The 18,034-nt window shown below is 63.6% G+C and carries 16 protein-coding genes; 12 read left to right on the top strand and 4 right to left on the bottom strand.

What is annotated here, in order from left to right; all coding sequences use genetic code 11:
* Nucleotide 1 precedes the first annotated feature (1 nt).
* Entirely contained in the window at nucleotides 2-394 is a 393-nt protein-coding gene (gene cutA, locus Q0J54_RS08360; protein ID WP_296305014.1) for a divalent-cation tolerance protein CutA, read from the bottom strand.
* Nucleotides 395-541: 147 nt separating this feature from the next.
* Between cutA and nth the strand changes: the two genes are divergently transcribed.
* Both nth and Q0J54_RS08350 read left to right on the top strand, forming a co-directional pair.
* Complete coding sequence (gene nth / locus Q0J54_RS08355) at nucleotides 542-1,246, top strand: endonuclease III (protein WP_296305013.1); 705 nt, start codon at nucleotides 542-544, stop codon at nucleotides 1,244-1,246.
* A 97-nt stretch (nucleotides 1,247-1,343) separates the two neighbouring features.
* Complete coding sequence (locus Q0J54_RS08350) at nucleotides 1,344-2,312, top strand: chemotaxis protein (protein ID WP_296305012.1); 969 nt, start codon at nucleotides 1,344-1,346, stop codon at nucleotides 2,310-2,312.
* A gap of 240 nt (nucleotides 2,313-2,552) precedes the next feature.
* Here the strand turns inward: Q0J54_RS08350 and Q0J54_RS08345 are convergent, their stop codons facing one another.
* Nucleotides 2,553-3,329, bottom strand: a complete 777-nt coding sequence (locus Q0J54_RS08345; RefSeq protein WP_296305011.1) for an IclR family transcriptional regulator — start codon at nucleotides 3,327-3,329, stop codon at nucleotides 2,553-2,555.
* Between the two features lie 147 nt (nucleotides 3,330-3,476).
* Here Q0J54_RS08345 and Q0J54_RS08340 point away from each other — a divergent pair, with 147 nt between their 5' ends.
* The 9 genes from Q0J54_RS08340 to Q0J54_RS08300 all read left to right on the top strand — a co-directional run bounded on the left by Q0J54_RS08340 (nucleotide 3,477) and on the right by Q0J54_RS08300 (nucleotide 13,727).
* Nucleotides 3,477-3,833, top strand: a complete 357-nt coding sequence (locus tag Q0J54_RS08340; RefSeq protein WP_296305010.1) for a cupin domain-containing protein — start codon at nucleotides 3,477-3,479, stop codon at nucleotides 3,831-3,833.
* Nucleotides 3,834-3,864: 31 nt separating this feature from the next.
* Nucleotides 3,865-4,680, top strand: a complete 816-nt coding sequence (locus Q0J54_RS08335; protein WP_296305009.1) for an SDR family oxidoreductase — start codon at nucleotides 3,865-3,867, stop codon at nucleotides 4,678-4,680.
* Nucleotides 4,677-5,591: a glycyl-radical enzyme activating protein gene (locus Q0J54_RS08330; RefSeq protein ID WP_296305008.1), complete on the top strand. Its 915-nt coding sequence runs from the start codon at nucleotides 4,677-4,679 to the stop codon at nucleotides 5,589-5,591. The genes Q0J54_RS08335 and Q0J54_RS08330 overlap by 4 nt, the downstream gene beginning before the upstream one ends.
* A gap of 57 nt (nucleotides 5,592-5,648) precedes the next feature.
* Entirely contained in the window at nucleotides 5,649-8,033 is a 2,385-nt protein-coding gene (locus tag Q0J54_RS08325; RefSeq protein WP_296305007.1) for a pyruvate formate lyase family protein, read from the top strand.
* A 57-nt stretch (nucleotides 8,034-8,090) separates the two neighbouring features.
* Entirely contained in the window at nucleotides 8,091-9,128 is a 1,038-nt protein-coding gene (locus Q0J54_RS08320; protein WP_296305006.1) for an ABC transporter substrate-binding protein, read from the top strand.
* Nucleotides 9,129-9,552: 424 nt separating this feature from the next.
* On the top strand, nucleotides 9,553-10,578 hold the full coding sequence (locus Q0J54_RS08315) for a TRAP transporter substrate-binding protein (protein WP_296305005.1): 1,026 nt from the start codon (nucleotides 9,553-9,555) through the stop codon (nucleotides 10,576-10,578).
* Nucleotides 10,579-10,633: 55 nt separating this feature from the next.
* Nucleotides 10,634-11,146 (top strand): TRAP transporter small permease, encoded by a 513-nt coding sequence (locus Q0J54_RS08310; protein WP_296305004.1) that lies wholly within the window; start codon nucleotides 10,634-10,636, stop codon nucleotides 11,144-11,146.
* 31 nt (nucleotides 11,147-11,177) lie between these two features.
* Nucleotides 11,178-12,461, top strand: a complete 1,284-nt coding sequence (locus Q0J54_RS08305) for a TRAP transporter large permease (protein ID WP_296305003.1) — start codon at nucleotides 11,178-11,180, stop codon at nucleotides 12,459-12,461.
* Nucleotides 12,462-12,572: 111 nt separating this feature from the next.
* Complete coding sequence (locus Q0J54_RS08300) at nucleotides 12,573-13,727, top strand: hypothetical protein (protein WP_296305002.1); 1,155 nt, start codon at nucleotides 12,573-12,575, stop codon at nucleotides 13,725-13,727.
* A gap of 118 nt (nucleotides 13,728-13,845) precedes the next feature.
* On the opposite strand, the gene fliR is transcribed toward Q0J54_RS08300, so the two are convergent.
* A complete protein-coding gene (gene fliR / locus Q0J54_RS08295; RefSeq protein ID WP_296305001.1) occupies nucleotides 13,846-14,637 on the bottom strand; it encodes a flagellar biosynthetic protein FliR in 792 nt (263 codons plus the stop codon).
* A gap of 137 nt (nucleotides 14,638-14,774) precedes the next feature.
* Entirely contained in the window at nucleotides 14,775-15,554 is a 780-nt protein-coding gene (gene argB / locus Q0J54_RS08290; protein ID WP_296305000.1) for an acetylglutamate kinase, read from the bottom strand.
* Nucleotides 15,555-15,933: 379 nt separating this feature from the next.
* Between argB and gltX the strand changes: the two genes are divergently transcribed.
* Nucleotides 15,934-17,325, top strand: a complete 1,392-nt coding sequence (gene gltX, locus Q0J54_RS08285; RefSeq protein WP_296304999.1) for a glutamate--tRNA ligase — start codon at nucleotides 15,934-15,936, stop codon at nucleotides 17,323-17,325.
* Nucleotides 17,326-18,034: the final 709 nt, after the last annotated feature.

Below are 18,034 nucleotides of genomic sequence, written 5' to 3'. Positions count from 1 at the left end.
GTTAAGGGTGGATGGCGTCGGACTGCGCGGGGAGGCTGTTTTCCCCGATCCAGCGCAGGAAAGCGGCATCGCCGTCCGCGATGGGCAGGGCGGAAATGCAGGGGACCTCATGGGGATGCCGGGCCCGCACATGGGCGCGGAAGTCCGCCAGGGCCGCCTCGCTCACCTGCGCCAGCAACACAATCTCCGCCGCCTCGCGGACAGCCCCCTGCCAGCGGTACGTCGAGACGACGCCGGGCAGAATGTTGACACCCGCGGCCAGCCGGGCCGCAACGAGCTCGCGGGCCAGAAGGCGGGCGGCGTCAAGGCCGCGCGGCCGCGCGGGGCCGGCGACCTCGCCGGGGAGATCCCGCAGGCAGCCTTCCTGCGGAAAGGTGACATAGACAAGCAGCATGAGCAGCGCCATTTCCTGAAAAAAGAGAAGGTCGCATCATAGCCCATCCCGGCGGAAAACAAAAGGGGCGGCCGTCTCCCCCGTCGCGGCGGCGGTCGGATCCGCAAATGGCTTGTCCCGTCGCACGCCCTGTGGCATAGAAAGCCCATGAGTACCGGAACCGCCCTGCCTCGTGGCGCGCTGGCCCGCGCCGAAGCCGTCCTCGTCGCCCTGCGGGCGCGCTATCCCCGTCCGGCCACCCATCTGGTGGCGGCCAATGCCTGGCAACTGCTGGTGGCCACCGTTCTGGCGGCCCAGTGTACGGATGCGCGGGTCAATACCGTCACGCCCGAGCTCTTCCGGCGCTGGCCGGGCCCGGCGGAGCTTGCCCGGACCAGCCAGGAAGCGCTTGAAGAGGTCATCCGCCCTACCGGCTTTTATCACAGCAAGGCCAGAAACCTGCTGGGGGCCGCCCGTCGCGTCTGCGAGGTCTACGGCGGGGAGGTCCCGCCGCGCCTTGACGATCTGATCACCCTGCCCGGCGTGGCGCGCAAGACGGCCAATGTGGTGCTGTTCGGCGCATTCGGCCTCAATGAGGGGCTGGCCGTGGACACGCACGTCAAGCGCATAAGCTACCGGCTGGGGCTGACCGCCCAGACCGATCCCGTGGCGGTGGAGAAAGACCTCATGCGGCTTTTCCCGCGTGCGGAATGGGGGGACGTCAATCACCGCATGGTCTGGTTCGGACGGGATGTCTGCCATGCCCGCTCCCCCCGCTGCGACGCCTGCGAGCTGGCCGGCGTCTGTCCCCGGCGGGAACCGCCGCGGGAGGGACGCGGACGGGCCGCCGCCCGGAAACGCCCTGCCGCCTAGCCTTTGCGGGCGGAGGAATTTGCCGCGCAGCCATTAAGCTGCCTGTAAAGCGGACGATAAGGTTAGCCAGAAGCGCTTTACCGGAAGGGTCTTTCACATGAGCCAAGTCAGCCTGCTTGAAGCCAGGAACAACGAGCTGGAGATCATCGAATTCCTCCTCACGGAAGAACTGCCCGACGGTTCGACCTATACGGGGCATTACGGCATCAACGTCGCCAAAGTGCTGGAGATCATCCGGTTGCCGAGCATCACCAACATGCCCGGGAACAGCGACTGCTCTTCCCTGGGGACGTTCAATCTGCGCGGGCGGGTGCTGCCGCTGGTGGATCTGGCGGCATGGCTCGGCAAGCGTCTCGTGCAGAGCGAGACCAACAAGGTGCTGGTGACGGAATTTTGCGGGGTGCAGGCGGCCTTCCTTGTCTCGTCGGTGACGAGCATCCATCGCCTGACCTGGGACAGGATGGAAGCGCCCAATGCCTATGTCCACAACTATTCGCGGGAGTGCGTGACAAGCGTGCTGCGCATCGACGACCGCGTCCTCTTCGTGCTGGACATGGAAAAGATCCTCGCCAGCCTCGACCCCTCGCTGGACATGAGCCATGTGGAGGTGGACACCACGCCCATCGAGGGCGCGGGACATTATCACCTGCTGGTAGTGGACGACTCCTCCTCCCTGCGGCACATCATCCGTTCCTCTCTGGAGAAGGCGGGCTTCCGCGTGACGGACAAGGCCAACGGCAACGAAGCCTGGGAATATCTGTGCGGCCTGCGGGATCAGTTCGCCGGGACGGAGCACAGAGTGACCGACGAGATCCAGCTGGTCATTTCGGATATCGAGATGCCGGATATGGACGGGCACAGCCTGACGGCGCACATCCGTAACGATACGAGCATGCGCGACATGCCGGTCATCCTGTTCTCCTCCCTCATCACCGAGGCCCTGCGGGCCAAGGGGGAACGCGTGGGCGCGGACAGACAGGTCTCCAAGCCGGATCTGCCGCGCCTCACCAAGATCATCAAGGAACTCATCACCGAAAAGTTCGGCAACCGGCATCTTGTCGGCTGAGCGGTTGCCGGACTGCCGCCATCCGCCGGATGGCGGACAGGCGATATGACGGCGCGAAAGAACGGCTGTCCCGCATGGGGCAGCCGTTCTTTTTCTTTCAGCGCCGCCGGTCCTTCGCCCACGGCAGGGCCGCGCTTTCTCCCGCCTTTCCGGCGTCGGCCTGCCGCACGGCCCGTTGCTCGCCCTTTTGCGGCAGCCGCCGGAAAAACCGGCAGCGCACGTCACGCCGTGTCCCTGCTCCTAGCTGAAGCCGTAATAGTCCACATAGCTCACCAGGTCTTCCACGGTCTCCCTGAGCGGGTCGAGCATCTGCTCCACAAAGTCGCCGATGGGGCCGTAGAGCGTCTGGGTGACGCTTACCGCATAGCGTACCGGCACCCTGGCGCTGAGGATGGGGATGGCAAGCCCCTTGAGCGAGGGGTAAAGCTCGCCGTCCATGAGGGCATAGCCCTTTTCCCGCACGTCTTCCAGATCGCGCAGCAGCTGTTCAGGGCTGCTGGTGGTCGTTTCCGTGAAGGTGGTGAAGTCCGTGCGCTGGATGTAGGCCGCAAGCTCCTTTTCCGGGAGATGCGCCAGTATGGCCTTGCCCAGCGCCGAGCAGTAGGCCGGCACGGTGCGACCGACGGTGAACTGGGCGTAGCTTGAGTTCGTGCTTTGCAGCCGGTAGACGATCTCCTTGCCGTTCCACATGCCAAGATTGCATATCCCGTTGTTGTCCTTGTTTTTTTTGGCAAGCTCATCCAGGAACTGCGTGGCGATCTGGTCAAAGTCCCGTTTGGGCAGGATGCCCTTCCCGAGTTTGGCAAGCTTGTCGGTCAGCACATAGTTGTTGTGCTGGTCCTTGTCCACATAGCCGTGCAGGCGCAGGGTGCTCAAAAAGCGGTAGCTCGCGCTTTTCTGCATGCCCATACGCTTGGCTACGCTGGTGACGGTCACATGTTTCTCCTCGACGAGGAGCTCCAGCAGTTGCAGGCCTTTTTCAAATGTTTGCACATAGGTAACGCTGTTCTTTCCCATTTCCGACCCCTTGATGCCGCAGCATGCGTTCACGTCATTACAGGATATTAGCCTATTTTATTTTTCCCGTCGATAATACCTTGACAAAGGTATGTGTGTAAACAATACTAGAAAAAAATTCACGATATGTGAATTTAGGAGGCTGCGATGCGCAAGGTTGTCCCCATTGTTGAAGGAAGCAGGACCGAGGCTGTGGAGGCCGTTGCCCCGAACCCCTTGTCGGGGGATCCCGTCACCCATGTCTGGCGGCGTTTTGTCCATCCGCAGGGAACGGTCAGCGCCGGCGTCTGGGAATGCGCGGCCGGCAGCTTTGCCATCCCGTCGCATCCGAGCTGCGAAATGTGCACCATCCTCGAAGGCGAAGCCGTGATCGAACACGATGACGGCAGCCGCCTGACGGTGGGACCGGGGGACTGTTTCGTCATCCCCCAGGGGGCGCATACCATCTGGCACATCCCCCACCATGTGAAAAAGACCTTTATCTGCTGTGTCGTACCGGAATAGCCGTCATTCGGGCAAACAGGAGGAAGAAGCTATGAGTCAGGTTCCCGTCGCTGTCGTGACCGGCGGCAGCCGCGGCATCGGCAAGGCCGTGGCGGATGAGTGCATGAGTCTGGGCTATCGCGTCGTGCTGGTGGCGCGCAATCCCCGCAATCTTGAGCAGGCCTGCCGCGAGCTGTGCGAAAAGCACTCCCCGGACGCGGCGCACCAGCCGGACATGGCCGCCGTGGACGTGGCCGATGTGGCGGCCGTCAAGGCCACGGCCGAGGACATCATCCGCAGGCAGGGGCGTGTCGATCTGCTCTTCAATGCCGCGGGCATCAGCATCCCCGGCACGTTCGATCAGGATGCGGAGACCTTCACCCGTCTGTTTGCGGTCAATCTGCGCGCGCCCTTCCTGTTCATGCAGGCCTTTCTACCGCGGATGACGGCCCAGGGCGGCGGGCGCATCGTCAATGTGGCCTCGCGCAACGGCAAGGTGGCCGTGGCCGGGCTGGGCGGCTATTCGGCGTCCAAGTACGGGCTGGTCGGGCTGAGTGAATCGGCCTACCGGGAGTACGCCGCCAGGGGCATCAGCATCACCACCATCTGTCCCGGCTGGGTCAATACGGAAATGGCCGCCAATGAGGGCCCCTCCCTGCGCCCCGAGGAAATGGTGCAGCCGGAAGACGTGGCCAGGACCCTGCGCTGGCTGTTGAGCATGAGCCCTTCCGTGCGCGTTATGGAAGTCATGCTGGAGTGCGCCGGGGATGTGGAGCGGCGGGCTTCGGTGGAGCTGGCCAAGCTCTATGCCCTCAAGCGCCGCCACGAAAAGGAATTCGAAGAACTTGACGTGCGGGCGGGTTTATGAAGGCCGTCATAGAAAACATCCAGCATTTCAGCCTCCATGACGGGCCGGGGACGCGGACCACGGTCTTTTTCAAGGGCTGCCCGCTGCGCTGCCTCTGGTGCTCCAACCCCACCACCCAGCATTTCGGCGCGGAGCTCCTGCAAAAGACGGACAAGTGTCTGCGCTGCGGGGCCTGTGCGGCCGTCTGCCCGCAGCAGGCGGTGAGCATGACGCCTGGTTCCCTGCCGCGCATCGATCGCAGCCGCTGCATCAACTGCGGCCTGTGTACGGCATCCTGTCCCGGCAAGGCGCTGATCATGGCCGGCCAGGAATATACGCTGGAAAGTGTGGTGGCCAATATCGCCGCGGACATGCTCTTTTATCGCAATTCGGGCGGCGGCGTGACCCTGTCCGGCGGCGAGGTGCTGGCCCAGTGCGATTTTGCGGTGGCCCTGAGCGAGGAATGCCACGCCCTCGGCATCCAGACGGCCGTGGAGACCTCGGGATACGCGCCCTACGAAAACCTGCGCCGCCTGTCCGAGGTGACGGACATTCTCTTCATGGACATCAAGCATGCCGACAATGCGGTACACAAGCGTCTGACCGGCATGGACAACACCCATATCCTGGAAAATCTCTCCCGTCTGCTCCGCGAAAGAAAGGCCCCCGTCCATCTCCGGCTGCCGCTCATCCCCGGCTGCAACGACGACGACGCGCATCTTGCCGCTTACGCCGCCCTGCTGGCCGGCATGGAGGGCGACTTCGATCTTGAAGTGCTGCCGTACCACCGGCTCGGCAAGAACAAATATGAGATGCTGGGCCGGGAATATGCCCTGGGCGATACCCCCCCGCCGGGAGAGGAGCATGTGGCCCATGCCGTTGCCGTGCTTCGCGAGGGGCTCGGGAGCATCCCCGTCCTGTGCACGGCCTGAAAAATCCCCTTGACCCGACCATCAACCTGTCCGTGATGACATTTCTGGAGGAACATCATGGCTACTACGGAAAAGGCGCGGCTTGACCGCGTGAAGCAGCTGAAGTCCCAGTTCTTTTCGCATCGTCCCAGCGTCTGCATCGAAGGCGCGCTCTCCAAGACGGAAGTCTTCCGGGAGACCGAAAGCGAACCCATGATCATCCGCCGCGCCAAGGCCTTCCGGCGGCATTGCGAGACCAAGACCATCACCATCCAGCCGCACGAGCTCATCGTGGGCAATGCGGGGGCCGTGGCGCGCAGCATCCACGTGAACCCCGAGCTGTCCAATAACTGGTTTTATGAAGAGCTCAACACCATGAGCACCCGCCCCCAGGACCCCTACCAGATCACCGAGGAGCAGAAGCGCCAGTACCGCGAGCTGGTCTATCCCTACTGGAAGGGAAAGACGTTGCGCGATTTCTGGAATGCCCGCGCCCCGCAGGAGATACGCGATCTGGTCGCCGTGGGCGGCGTGTGCGACAATGACGTGAAGATCGAATGCACCCCGGGCGACATGGTGCCGGCCTTCCAGCAGATCATCCTTCCGCTGGGCTTCGACGGCATCCGCCGCCAGGCCGAGGCGCATCTGGCAAACCTGGATTTCAACGACATCGAGAATTTTTCCCGGCGAGATTTCTGGCAATCGGTCATCATCTGCTGCGAAGGCTTCTCCATCCTCTGCGAACGGCACGCCGACGCGGCCCGCGCCCTTCAGGTCGGCGCCGATGCACAGCGCAAGGAAGATCTGCGCCGCATCGAGAGCGCCTGCCGGGCCATTGCCCACAATGCGCCCCAGACCTTCCATGAGGCCATGCAGCTTGTCTACTTCGTCTTTGTGGGCCTGTTCATCGAGGGCAATGCGGGCGGCTATTCGCCGGGCCTGCTTGATCAGTACCTCCTGCCCTATTACGAAAAGGAGCGCGCCGCCGGCGCGTCGGACGAGGATATCCTGGAACTCATCGAGTGCTTCTATGTGAAGACCGGCGAGCAGATCTGGTACTGGAACGAGCCCGCCGCCCGGCATTACTCGGGGTATTGCGCCTTCCAGAACATCGCGCTCGGCGGGCTGGACACCTACGGGCGCGACGCCGTCAATCCCCTGACCTATCTCATGCTGCAAGCGGGCATCGATGTGCAGATGGTGCAGCCCTCGCTTTCGGTGCGCATCAGCAAGAAGAACCCCGAAGCCTTCTTCCTCAAGGTGGCGGAACTCGTGCAGACGGGGTCCGGCTTCCCGGCGGTGTTCAGCGACGACGTGGGCTACAAGATGCTGCTCAAGAAGGGCATCCCCGCCCATCTGGCCCGTGACTGGGCCCCCATCGGCTGCGTGGAAGCCCAGCTGGCCGGCCGGCACTATCAGTGGAGCTCCGCCGGGCACTACAACCTCGGCAGCGCCGTGGAATTCACCATGACCAACGGCGTCCACCTGCAAAGCGGCAAGAAGCTGGGGATAGAGACCGGCGATCCGGCCACCTTCACCACCTTCGAGCAGTTCAAGGAAGCGCTCTTTGCCCAGTTGCGGCATCTGCTGCACCAGTTCTCGGTCTCACAGAACATGCTGGAAGAGCTGCACTATCAGTATCTGCCCAATCCCGTGGCCTCCATGTTCACCACGGGCTGCATGGAAAAGGGGCGCGACCTCACCCACGGCGGTGCGGAATTCAACACCGGGCCCGGCATGAACGGTAACGGCGTGGGCGATTTCGTGGACTCGCTGGCCGCGGTCAAGAAGATCATCTTCGACGAGAAGCGCTTCAGCATGGCCGACCTCACCGCCGCCATCAAGGCCGACTTCAAGGGATATGAGGCCCTCCAGCGCGCCCTTGAGGAAGACGCGCCCAAGTGGGGCAACAACGATCCCGGCGCGGACGAGGCCATGATCGCCATGTGCGACGTCATCATCAAGGAGATCGATACGTACCGCGGCAAGCTCGGCAACCACAAGCTGCCGGCCCTCTACCCGGTCTCCTCCAACGTGCCGCAGGGCATGTCCGTCGCCGCCCTGCCCTCCGGCCGCAATGCCGGCCGGCCGCTGGCCGACGGCTGCTCCCCCTCGCAGGGCCATGACCGCATGGGCCCGACGGCCATCCTCCAGTCGCTGGGCAAGCTGCCGCACGAAAGCATCGACGGCGGCACCCTGCTGAACATCAAGTTCACCCCGCAGGTCATCCAGGGCAAGGAAGGCCGCGCCCGCATCTCGGCCTTCCTCAAGACCTTCCTTGACCTTGACGTTTTCCATGTGCAATTCAACGTCGTCAGCCATGAGATCCTGCGTTGCGCCCAGAAGCATCCCGAAGACTACAAGAGCCTGCTTGTCCGCGTGGCCGGCTACAGCGCCTACTTCGTGGAACTGAGCAAGGAGATCCAGGAAGACATCCTGAGCCGCACGGCCCACGAACTGTAATGGACCGGGGCCGGGGCGCGCGGATGTCCCGGCCCCTCTCCCGGAGGAGTGCATACCATGAAAAAGACGATCCTATGGGCAGCCCTTTGTCTGCTGCTGCTCGCCACGGCGGCGCAGGCCGCGCCGGTGACGGTAAAGAGCGCATGGCTCACGGAATTCGAGGCTCTTCCCGCCTGGTACGCCCATGAGCGGCAATGGGACGCGGCCGCGGGCATAACGCTCGACATGCGGCTTTACCCTTCGGGAAAGTATCTGATGGACAATGCCAGCAGCATCAAATGGGACGTCGCCGGCCTGGGCGGCGCGCCCGGCGTGCTGGGCATGCTCCGCAAGCAGGCCTGTGTCGTGGGCATCGGCTCCGATGAGGCGGCGGCCAATGTCGTTTTTGTGCGGGCCGACAGTCCGCTGCCGGCGGCGCTGCGCGATTCCCCCTCCGCCAGGGATTATGCCCGGCTGGTGACGGGCAAGATCGTGCTGTGTCCGCGCGGTACGAGCGCTCATCAGCTCCTGCTGCTCTGGCTGGACAAGATGGGACTCGGCGAGGACAGCATTTCCCTGCTGGACACGCCGCCGGATGAGGCCATTGCCGGTCTGGCGGGAGGCCTGGGAGACATGGCCGTGCTGTGGGCCCCGGCGACCCATGCCGCCGAGCGGGCCGGTCTGAAACCGCTGCTGACCGGCAAGGATATTGGTCTCGTGCAGCCCACGCTTCTCATGGCCCGCACGGAATACGCCGAGACGGCCGCACCCCAGGTACGCGCCTTCCTCACCTGCTATCTGCGGGCCGTGGAGGCCCTGCAGGCCATGCCGCGCGCGGAGCTGGCCGCCCTGTACCAGCGCTTCCAGCGGGAGTTCTGCGGGCAGGACATCAGCCGTGAGCAGGCCATGCGCGATGTGGACACCCACACGCTCTACCCCCTTGCCCGGCAACGGGAGCTGTTTGCCTCGGAAGACGGGCTCCAGCGCTGGCTGGAAGACGTCATCGTCTTCCATGAGCGTACCGGCGAACTCAGCCGGGGGCAGACGCGCAAGCTGCGGGAGCTGGCGCTCGTCCGCGCGGATCTGCTGCCGGAAAGCCTGCCTGAAGGTGAATAGAACCGCATGACCGCACGCCGTGCCGTCGCGCGAGGTTGCGCGCGGTGCGGAGTATGCTGCCGGCTGGCGGGGCCCGCCGTTCGTGTCTGCGTGCGGCCTGCCATGCCCGGGATGACCGTTTCTGGAGGAGCGACAGCATCTGTCGCTCCTTCTTTTTTTTTGTCGCGGCGGCGGTATGGGAGCGTTCTTATTGATAAAAAATCGCAATTGTATTTTTTTTCACAAAATTTGTTCCCAGCGGCATAAAAGGCTTGACTCCCCAAAACCTCTTTCCTAAAATTCACATTATGAGAAATAAATTCTATTAAATAAAACAAATCGGAGGAAGCCAGTAAGAAAATCACCTCGCTTTCAAGAAGAGATGGCGAAGAGGAACACGACCCCGGGCGCATCCGGGAAACCAAGAAACGCGAAGGAGCATCCCATGAAGTTGTTGCGAACTCTGGCAGGTCTGCTTGCTGTTTGTACCCTGACGCTCGGCGGCATGGCCCGATCGGCACAGGCCGGCCCTCAGGAAGTTAAGCTCTTGTTTCCCGAACCCTTCAGCGCCGCCTCGTCCTATGCGGAAGGGCAGGCTGTGGGGATGTATTACGGGGCGCTGGATTTCTACATGCAGAACCATCCCGCCCTGCGCGGCAAGTACAGGATGCGCTGGGTGGGCGACGTGGTGAAGTCCCCGGCGGACGCTCTCAATGCCGTGGCCACCGGCGCGGGACAGATCACCTATACCCTGCCCCAGTTCATCGAGCAGTTCGACCCGGACTGGCGGATCATCACCACGCCCGGCATGTTTGTGGACATGGCGCATTTCCTGCGGGCCATGAACACCCCGCAGTGGAAGGCCAAGCAGGAAATGCTGGAAAAGAACTGCGGCTTCAAGATCCTCAAGTGGACCAACTCCATCGGGCATTTCTATCTCTGGACCAAGACCGGCCCGGCCGACACGCTCAAGGCCCTGCGGAACCAGAAGATCCGCTATGCCGGCCAGCAGTCCTATGCCGTGGCCTTCAACAAGCTGGGCCTCGTGGGCGTCGCCCTGCCGTATACGGAAGTCGTCTCCGCCCTCCAAACCAACATGATCGAGGGCCTGACCAACGATATTTTCGGGTATACCTACTTCGATCTGCCGCGTCAGACCAGGTACATGCTGCCCGTGCCCTTCGGCTTCGGCCCGCAGGCGCTCGTGGTGAACGTGGAATGGTGGAACAGCCTGCCGCAGGCCGAGCGCGACGTCATCAATTTCGTGGTGCAGTGCACCGATGTGCACCAGTGGTTCGAAGCCGAGGAAAAGCGCATCCTCAAGTGGTGGGATGAAAACCCCGACACCGAGCTGGTCAAGTTGACGCCCGAAGCCCGTGCCGAATGGGATGCGGCGCTGACTCAGGCCGCCGAGGAATTCACCAAGGATGCCGATCCCGCGCTGATCAAGGCCATCCGCGACAGCAAGTAATGCCGGAGGGGGCCGGGGGATGCTTCCCGGCCCCGCCGCAAGGCAAGGAGGCCGTATGCCCGAACGCACGACGACACGTTATGGACGCATCAAGCAACGCTGGATGGAGTTCTGGGGCCTGGTGTTTTTTCTGGGAGTGCTCATCAACTTTACTGAGATCATCTGCCGCACGGTTTTCCATTTTTCCCTCGACATCATGTATGACCTGCCCGTCTGGCTCACCATCTGGGCCGTCATGATGCTGGCCGGGCCCATCCTGCTGGAAGGGGAACATGTCTCCGTGGACATGGTGCGTGACGCCGTGCACGGCAAGCCGCGCAAGTTCATCGAGATCGTCAACTGCCTTGCCACCATCGCCTTTGGCGTGGTGGTGACCTGGAGCGGCATCATCTTCATCAGCCAGTGCTGGCGCTTCAACATGAAGATCATCCGCTGCGTTCCCGTTCCCCGCTGGCTGGTGGAAATGTGCATCCCCTTGGGCATGGCGGTGTTCACCGTGTACGCGCTCATCCAGCTTGGCCGGGTGCTGCGCACCAATTATGACGGAAAGCCCGGAAACGACGACTAGCTCACGCCCGCAGCATCGACAAGGAGACGGCATGGACACCATCACGATTCTTTCCCTGGCGCTGATCGTCCTTTTTTTCCTCATAGGCACGCCGCTGAGCGTTACCTTCAGCATCGGCTCCATCATCATCATGATTCACACGATGGGCTTTCCCATCGGCAATGTTTCGCAAATCTTCTATACCACCATCAGCGGCTATCCCCTGCTGGCCATGCCCTTCTTCATCTTTGCCGGCAACGCCATTCTTTCCAGCGGAGGCATGGGACACCTGCGGGACTTCATGAGCAATCTGGTCGGTCATCTGCCCGGCGGCATGGCCGTGGCCATCTGCGTATTCGCCGCCTTTCTGGGTTCCATTTCCGGTTCCGCCACGGCCTGTCTGGCCATCATCGGCACCATCTTCGTACCCATGCTGGCCGACTCCGGCTATTCCCGGGCCTTTGCCTCGGGCCTTGCCGTGACCTCCGCCGGCCTTGGGGCGGTCATCCCGCCCAGCGTCTTCATGATCATCTTCGGGGCGAGCAACCGCATCTCCATCGCCGACCTCTTCGCGGCCGGCGTGGGTCCCGGCCTGCTGGCCGCTCTGCTCATGTGCGTGCTGACCGTCATCATCTCCCTGCGCCGCGGCTACTACGGCAGAAAGAAGGCCACCACGGCCGAACGCCTGACGGCCTTCCGCAAGGCCCTGCCCATCCTGTTCATGCCCGTCATCGTACTGGGCGGCATCTATTCCGGGGTATTCAGCCCCACCCAGGCGGCGTCCGTGGCCTGCATCTATTCCCTGCTGCTGGGCGTCTTCATCTACAAGGGCATCACCTGGAGCGTTTTTCTGAGCATGCTGGTGGAGACCGTGCGCCTGAGCAGCATGATCTACTTCCTCGTCATCGGCGGTGAACTCTTCGGGCGCGTCCTCGGTTATGTGGGCCTGCCCCAGATGATCAGCCAGTGGGTCATCGACATGCACCTCGGCCCCACCGCCTTCCTCTTCGCGGTGCAGGCCCTGCTGCTGGTCATGGGCTTTTTCTTCTCCTCCTTTCCCATGGTCGTCATCGTGCTGCCGCTCTTCCTGCCCAGCGTCATGACGCTCGGCATCGATCCCGCCCTCTACGGCGCGCTGGCGGTCTTCTGCGCCATCATCGGCGAGGTGACGCCGCCCATGGGGCCGCAGCTCTGGATAGCCGCGCCCATATGCAAGGAAAAGATCGGGAACATCATGCGGGAATCCTGGGCTTTTCTCGGCGTGCAGGTGCTGACGCTGGCCATCGTCACCCTCTGCCCGCAGATATCGCTGTTCCTGGTCAATCTTATGCGCTAAGGGGCGGGCTCACTGACGGCTTGCGCATCCCGCGCAGGCCGTCATGGCCCGGCGGCCATCTGCCGGAGAGGTCTCCGTCAGGATGCGTCCAACCACTCAAGGAGGAAAACCATGTCCCAAACCCTGCTCATCCTCGGCCTTGGCGGTGTGGGATGTTTCGCCGCCCACCTGGCGGCGCGGCTCCCCGGTCTGCATGTGGTGGTGGGCGATGTGTGTGAGGCGCACGCACGGCAGGTGGCCAACAGCCTTATCTCCGTCAATTTCTTTGAGCGGGCCGCCCAGCGCTTCCCGAAGGTGGACGCCGTTGGGGTGGATATGCTGCACCCCGAAGAGATCGCACGGGTCCTGGAGACTTGGCAGCCGGACATCATTTTCAACGCCACCACCCTGCTTTCCTGGTGGCATCTGCACCGCCTGCCGCATGCGCTGGCACGGCGGGTCTACTACGGCGCGCCCGAGGGCTGCGGTCTGCGCCCCTGGGCGCCCGGCCACGGCGTCTTGCTGACCAACCTCATGCGGGCCGTGCGCGCCACGCTGCCACGCGCACGGGTGGTCAACGTCTCCGGGCCGGACTACCTGCACGAGATCCTCGGCAAGGTCGGCCTCGCGCCCGATGTGGGCGTCGGCAATGTGGCCCTGCTGGAGCCCATATTGCGCTGTATCGTGGCCGAAAAACGCCATGTGCCGCCCGAGGCGCTGCACATCACGCTGGTGGGGCATCACTGCATGTGCATGCAGATCTTCCAGGAAGGCGCGCTGGCCCCCGGCATCCCCTTCTATCTGAAGATCGAGGAAGACAGGAAGGATATCACCGGGGAACTGGACATCGATCGCGATCTCTGGGCACAGGTCCCGGCCCACATGCCCCTCCTGTCGGAAACGCATCAGCAGTGCGTGGCGGCCTCGGCCTTGCAGGTCATCCGGGCCATGCTCCACGACACCGGGGAGATTCTGCACGCTCCCGGGCCGCAGGGGCTGCCGGCGGGCTGCCCCGTGCGGGTGGACGCTTCCGGCGTGAAGGTGGTCGTGCCGCCCGAGCTGGGCCGGGAAGAAATGCTGCGTATCATGTATGCGGCCAACCGCTGCGAAGGTTTTGAGCCGACGGCCGACGACGGTACGGCCACCGCCACCTCGCATTGCGCCGCCGTGGTGGAGGAGGTGTTCGGCATGCGCTGGCGCTACCGCCGCTTCGGTGTGGACGAGATGCTGGCGGCCCATCAGGAAATGGCGGACGCCCTGGCTCGTCTGGCGGCCGCCTGTCGGTAGTTCTCTGGACACGAAGCGCAAGACGACGCCCCGTAGCGGATGCGGCTGCGGGGCGTTTTTATGCGTTGCCGGGAACCGTGGTTCGCCAAACGTCCGGCAAGCGCCGGGCGCATGCCGCCTAGCGCGGCAGTGGACGCATCATGCGCATGAGGTTGGTGAACAGCCCCTCCATGCCCTGGATGAAGGTGGCGACATGTTCGGCCATGATATAGAGCAGAAGGCTCAGGAAAAAGAAGCCCACCGCGATCTTGATGGGGAAGCCGAATTCCATGATGTGGATCTGGGGCGAGGTGCGGGCCATCATGCCCAGCGCCACTTCCACCAGAAAGAGCGCCACCATGACCGGGGCCGCGATCTTGAGCGCCAGCACGAAGACTTCGGCCGACAGGCGGATAACCTGATCCAGCACGGCCTCGCCCACGATGAGGCCGCCGGGCGGCACGATGCGGAAGCTGGCCACAAAGCCCTGGATCATGTAGAGATGGCCGTCCAGCGCAAGGAAGGTCAGGGCGGAGACCATCCAGATGAAGAAGGCCGTGGCGCCGGTCTGGTTGCCGGTGAGCGGGTCGGCGAAGTTGATCATGGTAAAGCCCATCTGGAAGCCGAGCAGTTCCCCCCCCGACTGGATGCCCATGAAAAGGAAGTTGACCGCCATGCCCAGCACGAGGCCGAGCACCATCTCGCCCAGCAGCATGAGCACCACCTCGAAAGGATGCTGCGGCATGACCGCGCCGGAAACCGAGAGATGCGGCCAGACCCCCAGGGTGAAGATGACCGAGATGGCCGCCTTGACGCTGATGGGGATGTTGTTGGTGGAAAAAATGGGCAACATGAACATGACGATGCTCACCCGCATGATGGTGAGTATCAGGCTGAGGACGGTTGCCGGGTCATAGGAAAATATATTCATGCTGACCTTGCGGGGCCCCGCGTGTCGGCACGGGGCGCGTATGGGGCGGCGACTGGCTGCCGCCATCCCCGGGGCGGAGCGTTTCGGGGCATTCGCCGGACGGCCGGACGGGAGAGCCCGTCAGGGCCTCGTGGCGATCAGGCCGTGACCACGGTTCCCAGTGGCGCGTCCTCGCAGAGATAGCGGCGGAGGCTGCCCGGTTCGCGGCCGTCCAGGATGAGCGCCCGGCGGCAACCGGCGTCCAGGGCATGCAGGCAGGAGCCCACCTTGGGGATCATGCCGCCGTTGATGACGCCCTCCGCCATGAGGGACTGGCTGCGGGCGCGGTCCAGCGTGGGGATCAGGCGTTTTTCCCCGTCCAGAACGCCGGGCACATCGGAGATGAGGACAAAGAAATCCGCGTGCAGGGCCCCGGCCAGCGCCCCGGCCGCGGTATCGGCATTGATGTTCAGGGGCAGGCCCGCGGCATCAGAGGCCACGGGAGCCACCACGGGCACGAAGCCGCCGGCCAGCAGGCATTCCACAAGGGCGGGATCCACCTTGTCCACCTCGCCCACGCGGCCCAGGGCGGGCTGACGCACCGAAGCCAGCAGGAGGCCGCCGTCCCGGCCGGAGATGCCGGCCGCACGGACGCCGTGCGCGGCAAAGCGGCGCACCACATCCTTGTTGACCTGGCCGCAGAGGACCATTTCCACAGCCTGCATGGTGGCTTCATCCGTAACGCGCAGGCCGTTTTCAAAGCGGCTTTCGATATGCAGGCGTTCCAGCAGCGCGCTGATCTGGGGGCCGCCGCCGTGGACGACCACGCAGCGGGTTCCCTCCGCGCTCAATACGGCCAGATCCTCGGCAAAGGCCGCGCAAAGCGCTTCCTTGTCCATGGCGTGTCCGCCAAACTTGATGACTACGGTGCGCGACATGCTCCCCCCCTTGCTGGCATCGCCGCCACGACGCCATCCGCCGTGCGGCAAAAAAATGTGTAGCATCGGGGCCGCCGCCCTGCAAGCGCAATTGCCTTGCCGCGGCAAATAGGATAGTCCAAGCCTCTGCGGCATTCGATCGTCGCGGCGGCTTTTCTTTGTGCAACCCCGGGGGTCGGGGCGCTTGCCGCCCCCTGCCGCCAGGCCGCCTTTTTCCGCGCGGCGGCCCTGCCGGGAACGCCGGGCCTTCGTGAAGGAAGGAAACGACGACCCGACCGGGTCCCCGGCGTCCCGCTGTCCGAAAAAACGCCTGTTGCGGGCGGTATCGACCATGCGTCCCGACCCTGGTTCCGGCGGCATGCCCGCCCAAGGATTTCCCATGAACGTGGTTACCCGTTTCGCGCCCAGTCCCACCGGACATCTGCATATCGGCGGCGCGCGCACCGCCATTTTCTGCTGGCTGCTGGCCCGCCACTACGGCGGTCAGTTCCATCTGCGCATCGAGGACACCGACCTGCTGCGCTCCAAACAGGAGTATACGGACTCCATCCTGGCGTCCATGCGCTGGCTTGGCCTGGATTGGGACGGTCCCCTCAACTACCAGACGCAGCGTACGGCCCTGTACAATCAGTATGTGGACAGGCTGCTGGAAAGCGGCCATGCCTACTGGTGCTCCTGCACGCCCGAAGAGGTGGAGGCCATGCGCGAGAAGGCCCGGGCGCAGGGCCTCAAGCCGCGGTATAACGGCTGCTGCCGCGAACGCAACCTCGGCCCCGGCGAGGGCCGCTGCGTGCGCCTCAAGGCGCCGCTTGCCGGCAAGGTGGTCTTTGACGATCTCGTCAAGGGCACCATCGCCGTGGACGTGAACGAGCTGGACGACATGGTCATCCGCCGGGCCGACGGCATGCCCACCTACAATATGGCCGTGGTGGTCGATGACCATGAAATGGGCATCACCCACGTCATCCGGGGGGATGACCACGTTTCCAACACGCCGCGCCAGATCCTCATCTACGAGGCGCTCGGTCTTCCCGTGCCGCGCTTCGGCCATGTGCCCATGATCCTCGGGCCCGACCGCCAGAAGCTTTCCAAGCGCCACGGGGCGCGGGCGGTCATCGAGTACCAGAATGACGGTCTGCTGCCGCAGGCGCTGGTCAACTACCTCGTGCGGCTCGGCTGGTCCCACGGGGATCAGGAGATCTTCACCCGGGAAGAGCTGATCGAATATTTCGACGGCAGCAACCTCAATCCCGCCGCCGCGGCCTTTGACCCCGCCAAGCTGGAATGGTGCAACGCTCATTTCATGCGCGAACTGCCGCTGGCCGAACTGGCCGGGCTGGTGCGTCCCTTTGCCGAACAGGCCGGCTATGACGTGAGCGGTCTGGACGATGGACGCCTCGAGGCGCTTTGCCGCATGTTCCGGGAACGGGCCGCCAATCTCAAGGCCCTGGCTGAAAGCTTCGCGCCCCTGCTGACCCCCGCGGCCGCGCTGCCCTTTGACGAGAAGGCGGCGGCCAAAAACCTCACCGAGGCCGGCAAGGGGCATCTTGCCGCTCTGCGGGAGGTCTTCGCCGCCAGCGAATTCACGCAGGACGCGCTGGAAGCCGCCCTGCACGGCTATATCGAAGGCAACGGCCTCAAGTTCAAGGATGTGGCCCCCGCCCTGCGTACGGCCCTCATGGGCTTCATGGGCGGCCCCCATCTGCCCGAGATCATGGCTTTCCTCGGCAAGGAAGAGACCCTTGCCCGGCTTGCCCGGGCGGCGGCCTGAGCTGCGACAGACGGCCTATCACGGTCTTTTCGGGGCGGCCAAAGGGCCGCCCCTTTTTATCAGGCGTGGCCGACAGGCCGCCAGACATGCAGAGAGATCGTACGGCCGCATGACCGGCTGGAAGGAAAGATGGGGCGGCCTCCTGTCTGGACGCCGCCATACAGGCGGGAAGTGCCGCATCAGGAGAGGCGCTTCCGCCAAAAAAATCGGGCAGGATGGCGTATGTGCGGGCGGCAAGGCAGAGAGCGCAGTCTTCATGTGGCAGAACGGATACCATGCAGCAAGGAGGAAAAATACGTGTCCAGATCAGGGCGGCCCTTTCATTCTGTCATCAGATGTACGCCATCTGGATGTCCCGCCTGATATGATGCCCTGCCCGTTGTCCTGTTTCATGTGAAAACCGCAGTGCCTCCCTCAGCCAGGGAATCGCGGACGGCTTTTCTTACCGCCAGGGAAGGCCGCTCAGAGGGTTTGGGCGCTACCTTCGACACAAGGGACCGGGCAAGCGTCTTGTCCATGACAAGAAAATGAGGATTTTTGCGCTTCCCCGCATATCATCACGGCCTGAGGCGGATTGTTACGGCCACTGGGAATGTGATTTGCTACATGGGAACGGCAAAAGTGGCTACATTATTACAGCTGTCGAACGCAAGAGCGGTTTTCTCATGGCGACGTACAGCGCGGATCGCTCAAGCACCGTTGTCGCGGC

Source organism: uncultured Desulfovibrio sp. (assembly GCF_944324935.1).
Classification (GTDB): Bacteria; Desulfobacterota; Desulfovibrionia; order Desulfovibrionales; family Desulfovibrionaceae; genus Desulfovibrio.
Note: the sequence above shows the minus strand (reverse complement) of the source record. Positions and strands in the feature narration are given on the sequence as shown.

Coding starts and splice junctions, on each gene's coding strand:
- Q0J54_RS08310 (WP_296305004.1), top strand. CDS start 10,634: ATGCCCGAACGCACGACGACACGTTATGGACGCATCAAGCAACGCTGG.
- Q0J54_RS08340 (WP_296305010.1), top strand. CDS start 3,477: ATGCGCAAGGTTGTCCCCATTGTTGAAGGAAGCAGGACCGAGGCTGTG.
- Q0J54_RS08315 (WP_296305005.1), top strand. CDS start 9,553: ATGAAGTTGTTGCGAACTCTGGCAGGTCTGCTTGCTGTTTGTACCCTG.
- Q0J54_RS08335 (WP_296305009.1), top strand. CDS start 3,865: ATGAGTCAGGTTCCCGTCGCTGTCGTGACCGGCGGCAGCCGCGGCATC.
- Q0J54_RS08350 (WP_296305012.1), top strand. CDS start 1,344: ATGAGCCAAGTCAGCCTGCTTGAAGCCAGGAACAACGAGCTGGAGATC.
- Q0J54_RS08305 (WP_296305003.1), top strand. CDS start 11,178: ATGGACACCATCACGATTCTTTCCCTGGCGCTGATCGTCCTTTTTTTC.
- Q0J54_RS08325 (WP_296305007.1), top strand. CDS start 5,649: ATGGCTACTACGGAAAAGGCGCGGCTTGACCGCGTGAAGCAGCTGAAG.
- gltX (WP_296304999.1), top strand. CDS start 15,934: ATGAACGTGGTTACCCGTTTCGCGCCCAGTCCCACCGGACATCTGCAT.
- cutA (WP_296305014.1), bottom strand. CDS start 394: ATGCTGCTTGTCTATGTCACCTTTCCGCAGGAAGGCTGCCTGCGGGAT.
- Q0J54_RS08320 (WP_296305006.1), top strand. CDS start 8,091: ATGAAAAAGACGATCCTATGGGCAGCCCTTTGTCTGCTGCTGCTCGCC.
- nth (WP_296305013.1), top strand. CDS start 542: ATGAGTACCGGAACCGCCCTGCCTCGTGGCGCGCTGGCCCGCGCCGAA.
- Q0J54_RS08330 (WP_296305008.1), top strand. CDS start 4,677: ATGAAGGCCGTCATAGAAAACATCCAGCATTTCAGCCTCCATGACGGG.
- Q0J54_RS08345 (WP_296305011.1), bottom strand. CDS start 3,329: ATGGGAAAGAACAGCGTTACCTATGTGCAAACATTTGAAAAAGGCCTG.
- argB (WP_296305000.1), bottom strand. CDS start 15,554: ATGTCGCGCACCGTAGTCATCAAGTTTGGCGGACACGCCATGGACAAG.
- fliR (WP_296305001.1), bottom strand. CDS start 14,637: ATGAATATATTTTCCTATGACCCGGCAACCGTCCTCAGCCTGATACTC.
- Q0J54_RS08300 (WP_296305002.1), top strand. CDS start 12,573: ATGTCCCAAACCCTGCTCATCCTCGGCCTTGGCGGTGTGGGATGTTTC.